Here is a 541-nt window from a genome sequence, read left to right on the forward strand (position 1 = left end):
TCATTACCACTGCCGCCTAATAAAATATCATTTTGATTAGTACCTTTTAAGACATCATCTCCGGCATCTCCATACATATATGCCCCACTTTTTAAATAAGTCTTAGATCTGCCTATCAATAAACTATCACGACTATATGATCCATCAGCAACAATTTTATTATTACCCTTATTGCCAAACGTATCATAATTCGCCATATGCTTAACAAATAATTGTTTGAAATTGGGACTTAAGAATGCTTCTTCAAAGTCTTTGGAAAAATTGGTACGAGTATTCAGGAAATATTCAATATCAGTTTCATAATAAGTCATTCTGATCGATCCAGTTCCATTACTTGGGTACATGCCATACATATTCTGACGAGCAATTAGATCTTTAACCTCTCCAAAACTCTTACCTTTAACGTATGGGTAAAGATTACCACTAATTCCTGTGCTATATGCTCTACCATTATATCTTTCTTCGTAAGCAACCATACGCGCTTCGTTAAAGATTGCCTCAGCTTCTCCATAGCCTCGCGCTTGAGCATAAGCCTTAGCAG

General features: G+C 36.0%; 1 pseudogene. It reads right to left on the bottom strand.

What is annotated here, in order from left to right:
- A pseudogene (locus ACTHTY_RS11515) lies at positions 1 to 541 on the bottom strand (type I secretion protein); the annotation flags it as partial.

It is taken from the genome of Neisseria sp. P0019.S002, assembly GCF_051957155.1.
Taxonomy (GTDB): domain Bacteria; phylum Pseudomonadota; class Gammaproteobacteria; order Burkholderiales; family Neisseriaceae; genus Neisseria; species Neisseria perflava.